Raw genomic sequence first — 13,239 nt, forward strand, 5'->3', positions numbered from 1 at the left:
CTACAGCAACCAGGCACCCACCCGCCACAGGCCGCCGCAGGCATGGCGCACCACCCACAACGAGAGGCTGACCGACCGTGCAAGACGACCTCCTCGCACAGGCCCAGGCATGGCTCACCGAGGACCCCGACCCGGAAACCCGCGCCGAACTGGCCCGCCTGATCGACACCAAGGACGTCACCGAACTCACCGCCCGCTTCAGCGGCACCCTCCAGTTCGGCACCGCCGGCCTCCGCGGCGAACTCGGCGCCGGCCCCATGCGCATGAACCGCTCGGTCGTCATCCGCGCCGCCGCCGGCCTCGCCGCGTACCTCAAGAAGCAGGGCCACGAAGACGGCCTCGTCGTCATCGGCTACGACGCCCGCCACAAGTCGGCAGACTTCGCCCGCGACACCGCCTCGGTCATGACCGGCGCCGGCCTCCGCGCAGCGCTCCTCCCCCGCCCCCTCCCCACCCCCGTCCTCGCCTTCGCCATAAGGCACCTCGGCGCGATCGCCGGCGTAGAGGTCACCGCCAGCCACAACCCACCCCGCGACAACGGCTACAAGGTCTACCTCGGCGACGGCTCCCAGATCGTCCCGCCCGCCGACACGGACATCGCCGCCGAAATCGCCGCGATCCCGTCCCTCACCACGGTCTTCCGCCCCACCGAAGGCTGGGAAACCCTCGACGACACCGTCCTGCACGCCTACCTCGCCCGCACGGACGCCGTCCTGTCCCAGGGTTCCCCCCGCACCGCCCGCACCGTCTACACGGCGATGCACGGCGTCGGCAAGGACACCCTCCTCGCCGCCTTCGCCCGCGCGGGCTTCCCGCCCCCCACCCTCGTCACCGAGCAGGCCGACCCCGACCCGGACTTCCCCACCGTCGCCTTCCCCAACCCGGAAGAGCCCGGCGCGATGGACCTGGCCTTCGCCAAGGCCCGCGAGACAAACCCGGACCTGATCATCGCCAACGACCCGGACGCCGACCGCTGCGCGGTAGCGGTGAGGACGGCCGACGACTGGCGCATGCTCCGCGGCGACGAGGTAGGCGCCCTCCTCGCCGCCCACCTGGTCAACCGCGGCGCCCAAGGGACGTTCGCCGAGTCGATCGTCTCCTCCTCGCTCCTGGGCCGCATCGCCGCGAAGGCAGGCCTGGCCCACGAGGAGACCCTCACCGGCTTCAAGTGGATCGCCCGCGTCGACAACCTCCGCTACGGCTACGAGGAGGCCCTCGGCTACTGCGTCGACCCGGACGGCGTACGCGACAAGGACGGCATCACGGCGGCCCTCCTGATCACGGAACTCGCCTCCGAACTGAAGACGGACAACCGCACCCTCCTCGACCTCCTCGACGACCTCGCCGTCGAACACGGCCTGCACGCAACCGACCAGCTCTCGGTCCGCGTCCAGGACCTCTCGGTCATCGCCGACGCCATGCGAAGGCTCCGCGAGCAGCCCCCCACCCACCTCGCGGGCCTGCCGATCACAAACGCCGAGGACCTCACCCGGGGCACGGACAAGCTCCCGCCCACGGACGGCCTGCGCTACACCCTCGAAGGCGCCCGCGTCATCGTCCGCCCCAGCGGCACGGAACCGAAGCTGAAGTGCTACCTGGAAGTGGTGGTCCCGGTGGAAACGCACGCCGACCTCCCGACGGCCCGCACCAAGGCCACGACCCTGCTGACGGCGATCAAGCGGGACCTGTCGGACGCAGCAGGCATCTGACGAACCGGGTGCCCCTCCCCCGGGCGGGGGCACCCATCGCACTCATCCCCCGGCCGGAGGCACCCCATCGGGTGGTTGCCCCGCCGCACACCACACCCGCTCCCCACCACACCCCACCCCCGGGTGAACGGTGGACCGGTACCGCACCACAGCCGAGTACCGGTTGGAGCACCCCCTTGGCCTCGACGCAAACCCCCACGGCCTGCCTCCCGCCCACCCGCACTCCTGTCACCACCACCCTGCGCGCCGCCCTCCACCACGCCACCCCCGCCCTCCTCGCCTACACCGGCGTCCGCACCACCGGCCTCCTCGCCCTCACCCTCTGGTCACACCTCCGAGACCAGAACGTCTGGCAGGCCCTCGCGGCGGAGTGGGACACCGAGTGGTACCTCGGCATCGCGGCCCACGGCTACACCACAGAACTCGGCACCCGGCAGGACGCCAACAACCTCGCGTTCTTCCCCCTCTACCCCCTCCTCCTCAGAGCCCTCACGCCCGCCTCCCCCCTCTCCCCCGCCTCCACCGGCCTGACCCTGGCCATCGCCGCCTCACTCCTCGCCGCCTGGGGCATCTTCGCGATCGGCGACCACCTGCACGGCCGCCGGGTCGGCATCCTGCTCACCACCCTCTGGGCGGCACTGCCGGTGGGCCTCGTCCAGTGGATGGGCTACACGGAGTCCCTGTTCACGGCCTGCGCGGCCTGGTCGCTGTACGCCGTCCTCACCGGCCGCTGGCTCGCCGCCGCCACCCTCGCCGCCCTCGCGGGCCTCACCCGCCCGACCGGCATCGCGGTCGCCGCGGCCGTCACGGTCACCGCCCTGACGTCGTCCCGCCACCCCAGAGCCCTCCTGGCCGCCCTGCTAGCGCCACTCGGCTGGCTCGGGTACGTCGGCTGGGTGGGCCTGCGCCTGGACCGCTGGGACGGCTACTTCGCCGTACAGCGCCTGTGGCGCAACGACTGGGACGGCGGCGTACGGACCGTCGAACAACTACGGCACCTGCTGTTCGAGGACTCGACACCGGAACTGTTCCTGCTCATGGTGACCGGCACACTCCTCGCCTCGGTCGCACTGTTCGCCCTGTCACTCGCCGACCGCCAGCCGCTCCCCCTGCTGGTCTTCACCGGCGTCATGCTGGCCATCGTGCTGGGCAGCGGCGGCGTCTACTTCCCCCGGGCCCGCTTCCTGCTCCCCGCCTTCCCCCTCCTGCTCCCCCTCGCCCTGCACCTGTCCAGGGCCTCCCGCCGACTGCGCACGCTCGCGCTGACCGGGGCGGTGCTCGGATCGGCGTACTGCGGCGCATACATGATCCTTGTATGGCCGAGCGCGCCCTGATTCACCGCGAGTTGGGCTGCCGCATGCCCCCCGGCTGCCTCACCCGGCGCCCCACCGCCCACTATGGAACTGGTGTCCGGCGCCCCACCTGACCCCCAGGGATGCCAGGCACCAGGCGCACCGGTCACCCCCCTGATCGGCGCGTCCGAGGGGCCGGACGCGGGCCTGCACAGTCGCGCGAGGTGCGCGCCAATCCCCCCAGATGATGAGCGCGTCACACCCGCGTGAGGTAACTGAAGCCCGTGTCCGGCCCCACACACGACTGGAGCGTGAGGTCACCCCAGTACAGGCCGGCGGCGGGGGCTCCGCGCCCCGGGGTGATGTAGTTGGCGTACACCTCGTAGGTCCAGGTGCCGCGCACGGTCGTGAGCGTGACGCGGGTGCCGACGGGCAGCTTGGCGAATTGGTCGAAGCCGTTGCAGTAGTCGTGGCCGACGATCACCGCGGTCTGCAGCTCGTAGCCGTCCTCCTTCCCGATCTCCGGCCCGGACCACTGCACCGCGTCCTTGCAGGCATCCACCTCGTCCTGCCCGCCGCGTGCGACGTACGACGCCCAGTTCCCGATCCGGATCACGGCGCGCCCCGGGGACGGCGAGGGCCCGGTCGCGGCCAGCGACTTCGGGCTCGCGGAGGGGGTGCGGGAGAGGTCGGGGCCCTTGGGTCGAGTCGGGGTCCCGGCGGACGTAGGGCGGGGCGCCCAGGTGCCGGGCGTCGTAGCGATGGGACGGGACGGCGGAAACGACGGCGTACGGGAGACGGGCGCGGAGGGGACGGACGGGGCGGGGATGGCGTACGACGAACCGGGCGTCGGCGTCCCCGAGCCCCCGGAGCCGGAGCCGGAACCGCCCTGCGCGTGCGCGACCGGCCCCCGGGGCAGCCCCGTACCGCCACCGGACGCGCCACACCCGGCGGTGAGCAGGACGACGCCCGCGAGGACGGCCGCGGCCGAAACCCCGGCGCGAGCCCGCCCGCGCGCCCCCACGGGCCCCCGAAGCGCCCCCGTCACCCGAACCGCCCGTTCACGTAATCGGACGTGCGCTCGTCCTGCGGCGAGTTGAACATCGCGTCCGTGTCGCCGTGTTCGACGATCACGCCGGGCGTGCCGTGGGAGGCGAGGAAGAAGGCGCAGGTATCGGAGACGCGGGCGGCCTGCTGCATGTTGTGGGTGACGATCACGATGGTCACCTCGGACTTCAGTTCGGCGATGGTCTCCTCGATGCGCCGGGTCGAGGTCGGGTCGAGCGCCGAGCACGGCTCGTCCATCAGCAGCACCCGGGGCCGTACCGCCAGCGAACGGGCGATGCACAGCCGCTGCTGCTGACCGCCGGACAGGGCGCCACCGGGCTGCCGGAGCCGGTCCTTGACCTCCTTCCACAGCCCGGCCTTCGTGAGGCACTCCTCCACCAGGTCGTCCTTGCCGTCGCGGCCGGCCTTGATGGCGTTGAGCTTCAGACCGGCGACGACGTTGTCGTAGATCGACATGGCGGGGAAGGGGTTGGGCTTCTGGAAGACCATCCCGATCTCGCGGCGGGCGTGGGTGATGCGCCGGCCGCAGTCGTAGATGTCGTCCCCGTCGAGCAGCACGCGCCCGGCCAGCGAGGCCGACCCGATCAGCTCGTGCATCCGGTTGAGGATGCGCAGGAAGGTCGACTTGCCGCAGCCGGACGGGCCGATGAGTGCGGTGACCTGGCGGGCAGGCATGGTCAGTGACACCCGGTCGAGGACCTTGTGGTCACCGAACCAGGCGGAGACCGCCTCGGCGCGCAGGGTGGCGGGGCCGCGTCCGGTGACGACTCGCGGCTGGACGATCGTGTCCGTGAGGTCGGCGTCCGCGGTGGCGGTGCCGTTGATGTCGGTGGACATGGTGTGCGGTCAACTCCCGGGCGTGTCGGGTCTGTTCAGAGCAGGTTGGGCAGCAGCGCGGCGATGGCGCCGGAGTCCGCGAGACCGAGGGCGGCCAGCAGCGGTGCGGCGGCGATCCAGGTCTGCCAGCGGCCCCAGAAGCGGTACGCGGCCACCGTGAGCAGCGAGGCGAGCAGCAGAGCCTGGGTCCACAGGAAGACCTCCAGCCAGGCGTTGCCGTCGGTGCCCAGCGCCTGCTCGGAGGGGGCGATCCAGCCGGTGGCGAGATCGCGGGGCGGGTTGGGCTGGACGTCCGTGAGCAGCTTGGCGTCGACGCGCAGCACGCCGTTCGGGGTGTACGGCCCACCGGTCGCGGTGATGAGGGTGAGCCGTCCCTGTCCCTCGGTGGGCGGCGGGGGCAGCTCGTCGCCGGCCCGGCGCAATCCCGTGACCTCGTACACCGACTTGCCCTGGCCCGTCGTGAGTTCCATGCGGACGCCGACGGGCAGGTTGTGCAGGTCGTTGAAGGGGCTGCCGTACGCCCACTGGCGGCCCATGATGACGACGGTGCCGGCCTGGCCGGGTAGCGGGGTGTCCCGGCGGTGGCCGGGGCCGGACATCAGCACCTCGGATGTCGTGCCCTCGGCGACGACCTCCTTGACGTCGAGTGCGGGGATGTTCAGCAGCGCGACGGGCGCGCCCATCTTCAGCAGGTTGCCCTCGTAGTCGCGCTGGCCCACTGGGGCGACCCCGAGGGCGAGTTGGCGGCGCAGTTCGTCGTACGCGGTCTGCTGGTCGCGGGCGTGCTGGAGGTGGCCGACGATCGTGAGGTTCGCGGCGAAACCGAACAGCACGGCCGCCAGAACGCACAGGGCCGCCCCGGCGAGCGCGAGCCCGGGGCGGGCGGGGGGCCGCGGCGCCTGCTTACGGGGCGGCTCTGGCGCGGGCGGCGGTGGTACGGCGGGCGGGGCGGCCTCGGTCGGCGGGTCGGCCGCGGGCGGGGCGAGGGTGGTCACGGGGTGCGCTCCCTGGAAGCGGGACGGTGAGTACGGGGGCGGCGGGGCGGGCCCGGGGCGCGTCGGCGTGCGCCCCGGTCCGCCCGGCCGTCAGTGGTGCTGCGGGGTGTCGCCGCCGAAGCTCAGCAGGCCCTTGCGGCGCATGTGGAGCACGAGGGCCGAACCGGCGCAGAGCAGCGCGAGGGCGGTCAGGCCGATGGCGCCGACCTGGGCGCCGGTGGAGGCCATCGAGCCGGTGCCCGTGCCCGTGCCGCCGGTGTCTCCGCCGGCGACGCCGCCACCCGAGTCCGTACCGCCGTTGTCGGTGCCGCCGTTGTCCGTACCTGCGTCGTCACCGCTGGTCTCGGAGGTGCTCGGGCTGGGGCTCCCGCTCGGCTCCTCACCGGTCGTGAACGCGAAGTCGACGGAGTGCCCGTCCTGCTTGTCCTCGGCGAGCGTCAGGGTGTGGTCGCCGTCCGCGATGTCCTCCGGGACGGTGAACTCGTACGCCTCGACGGTGCCTTCGGCGTTGGCCTTGGCGTCCTCGAAGGTCTCCTCGCTCTCGGCGAGGGTGACCTTGACCGTGGCGTCCTTGGTGTAACCGCGGGCAGTGATCTTCACCGTCTGGCCGGGTTCGAGGTTGGGGTTCGCGTCGAGGGGGGTGCCGTCCTCGTCGGTCACTTCGAGGTCGGCCGGGGTGGTGGGGTCGGGGGAGGGTTCTTCGTCGGTGCTGATGAAGTCGAAGGTCGCTCGGTTGTTGGGCGAGCCGCCCTCATCGAAATAGAGGTCCGTCTCCCCGTTGATCGTGCGGTCGGGGACCGTGAACGCGTAGTCGACGATCGTCCCCTCGGCGTTCGGGGTCGCGTCTGGGAACGTCACCCCGGACGCATTCGATTGGTTCACCTTGACCGTGGACCCCGGCGTGAAGCCCTGGACGGTGATCTTCACCGACTGGCCGATGGACAGAGTCGGCTTGTCCCCGAGGGTGTTGCCCTCGGCGTCCTTGGCCGTGAGGAGGTAGCCGATCCTCGCCGTGACGCTGCCCTGTGCATCGCTGTAGGCGTCGGGGTCGCGGGACTTGAAGACGGCCTGGTACGCGTGGGGGCCTCCGACGGCGGGTGCCTTCACCGTGAGCTCGGCCTTGCCGCCGGTCACATCCGCCGTGCCGAGCGACTCGTCGCCCTTCTTGAACTCCACGGTGCCGGTCGCCACCTCGGGCGTGACGGTGGCGGTGAGCTTGAGGTCCCCGTTGACGGGGACGTCGGTGGCCGCGGTCAGGGTGAGGTTCGTGGTCTGCTGCTGGAGCAGGGTCCAGGTGTCGTCCGTGACCCGGATCTTGGCGAAGAAGCGGGGAGTGGACAGGCCGCTGCGGCACGCCAGGCTGAGCTGGTACGTGCCGTCGAGCGACCCCGTGGGGATGAATTTCCGCAGCGCCTTCTCCAGGCTCTGCGGAGCAGGCGCCGGTTCGAGGTCCACCGTGAACGGAGCCGTGCCGTCCGGGAACGTTCCCTGTCCGATGATCTGCTGGGAAGTGACCGCGTCGGGATTGGCGTTCGGCTTGTACACCCGCAGGTAGGCCGTGTTGGGGATACCCGTGCTGGACGCCGCCGGGCAGCCGGCACTCGACGTGGCCGACGTGGCCACGGGATCGCTCGCGATGGTCCCCGAGGCCGGGGCGAGCGTGAACGGGCCGAGATTCGTGGGGGCGGCGCTGGCTCGACCGGCGAAGGTGAGCACCCCCGCCAGAGCGGCGCACAGGAGCGCGAGGCACGTCAACAGCGTGACAGGTGATCTGAGTTGGGCAAGGCGATGGTTCATGTGGTGGTCCCCCCACGGGGTTTCGGTAGTGGACGGATACGCCGCCGGGCCGGGCACCCGCTGGGTGCCCGGCCGTTGTGCGGGGTTATTGCGTGGTGATCAGTTCTCGCCCTTGAGGGTCGTGCTGCCGCAGTCGGCGACGGTGCCGAAGCCGTAGGCCTCGATCGTGGCCGTGTCCTGGCAGACCTTGGAGTCGGCGCCCACGAAGGTGTCGGCGATGGTGGGCTCGCTCAGCCGCGCGGTCTCGACGACGTTGTAGACGGGACGGCTGTACTGGCCGCCGTCGACCGTGGTCAGGACGGTGTCACCGTGCACGTCCTCGACCAGGCCGCCGGTCTGGCTGACGTACTTCGCCACGGAGTACGGGGCGATGTGAGCGTCGGAGGTGACCGCCCGGCCGTCGTGCTCCTGCATGGTGCCGACGCAGGAGCCCAGGGTCGGGTTGCCGATCTGGCCCAGGAAGTAGCTGCGGGTGCCGGAACCGCTCTGCGGGATCAGCGGGGTCACCGGGTTGCCGTTCACCGAGGTCACGGAGCACTCGTAGATGGCCTTCAGCTGGGCCGTGGTGAAGTCCACGCCCTCCAGCGGGCTGCCGTCGCGGACCGCCATCGTCAGTTTGTCCGACGCGAACGGGATCCACGTCAGGTCCGTGCCGGCCGTCGCGACGCTGCGCGAGGAGCGGGCGAAGTCCAGGCAGTTGGTGTTGGCGTCGATGTCGTTGCTCAGCGCCTCGATGCCGTCCGAGGAGCCGTTCGGACGGTCCATCTCACAGCCGTTCGCACGGGTCTTGATGGGCGACGGGCCGGTCGCGTCGTACGACGCGATCAGCGTGCCGCCGTCGATGGACTCGCCGAGGCCGTTGAGGACGTCCTGGGTCGTGTCGGAGCCGACACCGGCGACGACACGGTAGTCACCCGGAGCCGGGTCCGCCGAGGCGACCGGGGCCATGACGCTGAGGCTCAGAGCGGCGGCACCCACGACGGCACCGGCGAAAGCACGGGACTTGACGTTCACTTCTGTTCTCCTCCGCAGAAACGGATTACGAGCAACGGGACGGTCAAGCAGAATCCGGATTTTCTTTCTCCAGCCGACCCGTCGGCCGACCGGGAAAGACAATTCCAAAGATGCACACCGGCGGCCACCAATTCCAATCACTCATCTGGTTAAGGGAACGTTTCCTAGGTGAATCCAAGGGAATCCGTGAAGCGGTGTGCGGATTCCCCGGGGCCCTATGCGTCGCCCCGGGGAATCCGGCGTTCCGCGGAATGGTCAGCCGCTGCCGGCCGCCCTGCGGGTGGAAAGCCACACCATGGTCGGGCCGGCGAGTCCGGCGACGCCGCCGGCGATGAGCACGCCGAGCAGCACCCAGCGGATCAGCCCGAGCACCTCCGACGGGGTGAGCCCGCCCGACTGGGCCACGTTCTGCTTCGCCGGGTCGGTCTCCTCCGGTGCGGCGGAGGCCGGGGAGGTGTCCGAACCGCCCGACTCACCCGAACCGGCCGCCGGATCCGTACCGCCACCGGTCGTTCCGGCCGTGCCGCCGCCGGTCAGGCCTCCGGTCGTACCGCCGTCGAGGCCGCCGCCCGTCGTGCCGCCGCTCGCCGCTTCGAGGTCGCTGCCCGGGGACGACGCGCCGGGCGACGGAGACGCGGAGACACCCTTCTCCAGCTGGTCGGCGGCCTGCTGCGCCTGCTGACGCATCGCGGCGGGCAGCGGAGCATACCCGTAGGGCAGCCTGCCGCTCGCGGTGCCGTGGGTCTGGCCCTCGTCGGCCGCGTACCGGATCACCTTGGCGTAGTCCTGCCGGGCGTCCTTGGCCTGCTCCAGCGAGGCCGCCGCGTACACCACGGCGGTCAGCGGATAGGCGCCGTCCTTCATCCGGGCGGGATCGGAGGCCTTGACGCCGGCCACGTCCGAGTCGGGCATCTGGGCGACCGCCTTGAGCAGGGAGGCGTCGGTCGGTTTGACGTAGTTGCCGTCGGCGTCCGGCAGGGCGGCGGTGTTCAGCTGGTAACGCACGGCGGACGCGTTGTCCACGACACCCATCTGACGCCGGTCCACCGGAATCGCGCGCTCGACCGTCACCCATTTCGTGAGGCCCTGGTTGGCGGAGCATTCGAAGGCGGTGCCGATGTCACCGCGGCCGATCTTCACCGCCGCTTCGTGCATGTCGGTCGCGTAGGGAACCACCTCTTGCCCGGTGCGGCTCATCGTGAGCCCGGCGGGCCCGTTGTAGCACTCGACGGTCGTCGGCGTGAGGTCCGCCTTGGGGAAGTAGTCCAGGGAGTCCGAGATCACCCCGTCCTTGAGGTATTCGGGGTTGACCTTCATGCCCCAGGGGTCCTTCTTCCCTTCGAGGAACGCCTTCGCATCGGGGTCCGCCAGAATGTATTTCCACATCATGCGGGCCGAGTCGGTGTTTTCCGAGGTGACGACCACACCTATCGGCGACTTGAAGTCGATCCCCTTGAAATCGGGGTTGAGCTTCAGGAATTCCGGGTCCCCGCCGATGTATTTCGGATTCCCGGCGAGGTATTCGGGAACGGGTTCCTGCGAGGAGACCAGGCTGCTGGCGTAGGACTGGGTGAGTGCCTTGGCCAGCAGTCTCTGGTTGAGCTTGAGATCCTTCAGTGGACCATAGTTGAAGGGCTCCTTGTCGTACATCCAGACGAAGGCGATCGACAGGCCGCTGACCGCGACAGGAGCGTGCACCACCTGGGCCGTGCCCTCGGCCGGGTGCACGGGATCCAGCGTCATGGCGAGCCCCGGTGAGGACTCGCCCGGTGCCGTGATGGCCTCCCGGGCGTGCGCTTCACCGGACTGGGTGTAGGTGAACCGGTGGGTGCCGGTCCTGCACAGCTCGCTCTGCCACGCCGTGACCGCGTCGGTGGCCAGCTCGGAACCCATGATCACGCGCTCCGGCTTGTCCGGGTCGCAGGTGGTCGTGACCGGCTCGAAGTCGAGGCGGAAGACGATCCGCTGGTCCCAGTTCGACTGGCTCAGCGCCGAGGTCAGGGTCGCCGACGCATTCATCGGTGAGGAGCCGTCCGGCTCGTGCTCACCCCTGGGCACCACGACCAGCCAGCAGGGCTGGATGGCGCCGGTCGACGTCCTGCGCGCCCCACAGCCCAGGTACTCCGACTCGAGCGCGGACTTCATCTCGAAGACCGTCTCGCCCTCGCCGTTGCCGTCATTGGGCAGCCACGAGAGGGAGTTGGTGTCGCCCGCACTGAAGTAGGTGCTTTCGAGCGGTGTGGTGGTCGCGGGACCCGTCACCGGCCGGAAGGGCACGAACGGCCTGCCGAGCGGGTCCGTCTCGAAGTCGTCCGTCTCCAGGGGATCGGTCGTGGGCGAGACCAGGCGACCGGTCCCCGGCGGAACCCTGGCCTCGTTGCCGAATTCGCACTGCGTCCGGTCCGGCCCCTTCGCCGGGTCGTCCGCCCAGCACTGCATGATCTGCAGGAAGTTGTGCTTGGCGGGGGTCTTCGGCGCGGGCTTGCCGCCCGTCCACGACACCTTGACGCCCTGCCAGTGCAGGCCCTTCGTCTGGTGCACCGTGACCTTGAGGTCGGAGAAGTCGTCGTACTTGCCCTTCGACCCGCTCTTGGTCACCGCCGAGTTCTCGGCCGTGGCCGCCCGCGCCTGGTCCGCGCCCTCCGGCAGCGGTAGCAAGGCGATCACCAGCGCGGAGAGCAGACACCCGACCCCGGCGGCCACTCGCCGTCGGCCGGGAGACGACGCCCCCCGTGTCAGTCGAATCAGCCGTCTCATCAGTACTCCCCCTTACGGCGGGTGCGCGCCGCGAGGGCCCGCGCGGTGAGCGGCGGTCCGACGACCACCGCGACGAGCAGGACCGCCGACAGCGCCATCAGGGCGCCGCGCAGCCCGAAGGCGTCGCCGGAGGCGAGGCTGACCGGGTTGGCGGCGACGGAGGTGTCGCCGGTGCCCGTGCCGTCGCCGCTGACCGGCTGGCCGGTGTCGGGGTCGATGACGCCGCCGGACGACGCCGCGCCGCCGGACGCGGCGCTCTCGGTGGCGTCGGGCTCTCCGTCGCCGTCGGTGTCGGCGCCGCCGGTGCTGCCGCCGGTGGCGCCGCTGCCACCGGAGCCCCCGGTACCGCCGGAACCGCCGTTGCCGCCGCCGGTGGAGCCGGATCCGTCGGAGTTGCCGCCGCCCTGCGCGTCGGGCTTGACCGGGGTGTCGGTGCCCGCGGCGCCCGCGGTGCCGTCAGTGCACTGCGTCGGGCCCTTCTTGTCGCAGTCCTTCGGCATCGGCGCGTTGTTGATCAGGGTGTTGACGCCGCCGGAGAAGGTCGGGTTGCGGCACTCGTTGATGTTGATGGAGCCCGTGGGCGCGCCCGGCACCTTGCGGAGCTGGTCGAAGCCCGCCTCGACGAGGTTCTTCGGCAGCGGCGAGTAGCCCAGCTGGTCCGCCTGCTGCTGGCCGTCGCAGAGGAAGTAACGGCCGAACGTGCCCAGCGAGTTGCCCTTGGCCTTGGTGAAACCGGCCTCCTCCTTCGTGGGCAGGATCATGTAGCTGTAGCTGGACAGCGGGTAGGTGCGCGGGTCGGGGTTGCGGAAGACGCCGTCGAGGATCTGCGTCAGGTAGTTGACGGACTTCTCGTTCTGGTTGATCTCGGCCTTGGTCAGGGCCACCGCCACGCTGGCCGCGGTCGGCTCGACGTAGTAGTTGTCCTTGTTGAGGATCTTGGCCACCGGGAAGCCGGTGTTCTTGGCGTACGAGTACTCGACGTAGGTGATGGCGCCCTCACCGGAGGGCTGGCGCACATGGCCGGAGACGCCGAGCGAGCCGGACTTGGAGACCATCGCGGAGCCGCTGAGCAGCGGGTAGTTGGAGGTCATGCCGCAGTTGCCGCCGCCCCGGCCGGTACGGGAGCAGTAGTCGGCCCAGACGGACCCGTGTTCCTTGGACATCCAGGTGGTGAACTGGGCGCTCGTACCGGAGCCGTCGGAGCGGACGACCGGGACGATCGCGCGGGCCGGCATGTTCAGGCCCGGGTTGTCGGCGCGGATCGCGGGGTCGTTCCAGCGGGTGATCGCTCCGGTGAAGATCTTCGCGACGGTGGCGCCGGACAGCCGCAGGTTCGTGACCATCTTGCCGTTGATCTTGAGGTTGTACATGAACGCCGTACCACCGGCCACGATCGGCATGTAGGCGTAGCCGCGCCGCGGCGGCTGATCCGTGATGCCCTGCTCCTTGAGGCCGTAGGGGATCTCGGAGACCGCGAAGTCGACGGTGTTGTTCTTGAACTGCTCACGGCCCTGCGAGGAGCCGTTGGCCGTGAAGTTGACCGTCATGCCGTAGTTGGCCTTGACGTTGCGGACCCACTGTTGGACGGCGTTGGCACTCCAGGTCGAACCGGAGCCCGTGATCTTGGCGTAGGAGGCGGCTGCGGCCGGTGGTGTGTGGACGGCGAGCAGCGCGCACAGCAGTGACAGCACGGTGGCCGCCAGACGGAACCGAGTAGCGGGTGAGCAGCTGTTGGCTGATGTGTAGGTCATGGTTGGTCGTCATGTCCCT

Annotated in this window: 9 protein-coding genes; 2 read left to right on the forward strand and 7 right to left on the reverse strand. The window is 70.6% G+C overall.

What is annotated here, in order from left to right; translation table 11 throughout:
• Nucleotides 1-77: 77 nt before the first annotated feature.
• The gene (locus SSP24_RS35365; RefSeq protein ID WP_141314138.1) at nt 78-1,709 is read left to right on the forward strand and encodes a phospho-sugar mutase; all 1,632 of its coding nucleotides are present in this window, start codon (nt 78-80) and stop codon (nt 1,707-1,709) included.
• Between the two features lie 176 nt (nt 1,710-1,885).
• Nucleotides 1,886-3,043 carry a putative hexosyltransferase gene (locus SSP24_RS35370; RefSeq protein WP_141314140.1) on the forward strand — a complete coding sequence of 386 codons (1,158 nt, stop codon included), beginning with the start codon at nt 1,886-1,888 and terminating at the stop codon, nt 3,041-3,043.
• Between the two features lie 214 nt (nt 3,044-3,257).
• On the opposite strand, the gene SSP24_RS35375 is transcribed toward SSP24_RS35370, so the two are convergent.
• From SSP24_RS35375 to pstS, 7 genes are all read right to left on the reverse strand, one after another.
• Entirely contained in the window at nt 3,258-4,049 is a 792-nt protein-coding gene (locus SSP24_RS35375) for a sortase family protein (RefSeq protein ID WP_141314142.1), read from the reverse strand.
• A complete protein-coding gene (gene pstB / locus SSP24_RS35380) occupies nt 4,046-4,906 on the reverse strand; it encodes a phosphate ABC transporter ATP-binding protein PstB (protein WP_141314144.1) in 861 nt (286 codons plus the stop codon). The genes SSP24_RS35375 and pstB overlap by 4 nt, the downstream gene beginning before the upstream one ends.
• Before the next feature lie 35 nt (nt 4,907-4,941).
• A complete protein-coding gene (locus SSP24_RS35385; RefSeq protein WP_176605072.1) occupies nt 4,942-5,901 on the reverse strand; it encodes a sortase in 960 nt (319 codons plus the stop codon).
• A gap of 90 nt (nt 5,902-5,991) precedes the next feature.
• A complete protein-coding gene (locus SSP24_RS35390) occupies nt 5,992-7,698 on the reverse strand; it encodes an Ig-like domain repeat protein (protein ID WP_141314148.1) in 1,707 nt (568 codons plus the stop codon).
• Nucleotides 7,699-7,797: 99 nt separating this feature from the next.
• Nucleotides 7,798-8,712 (reverse strand): substrate-binding domain-containing protein, encoded by a 915-nt coding sequence (locus SSP24_RS35395; RefSeq protein ID WP_141314150.1) that lies wholly within the window; start codon nt 8,710-8,712, stop codon nt 7,798-7,800.
• Nucleotides 8,713-8,967: 255 nt separating this feature from the next.
• A complete protein-coding gene (locus SSP24_RS43460) occupies nt 8,968-11,469 on the reverse strand; it encodes a hypothetical protein (RefSeq protein WP_176605073.1) in 2,502 nt (833 codons plus the stop codon).
• Nucleotides 11,469-13,220: a phosphate ABC transporter substrate-binding protein PstS gene (gene pstS / locus SSP24_RS35405; RefSeq protein WP_141314152.1), complete on the reverse strand. Its 1,752-nt coding sequence runs from the start codon at nt 13,218-13,220 to the stop codon at nt 11,469-11,471. Before pstS ends, SSP24_RS43460 begins: the two co-directional genes overlap by 1 nt.
• Nucleotides 13,221-13,239: the final 19 nt, after the last annotated feature.

The sequence above is a fragment of the Streptomyces spinoverrucosus genome (assembly GCF_006539505.1).
GTDB classification, from domain to species: Bacteria; Actinomycetota; Actinomycetes; order Streptomycetales; family Streptomycetaceae; genus Streptomyces; species Streptomyces spinoverrucosus.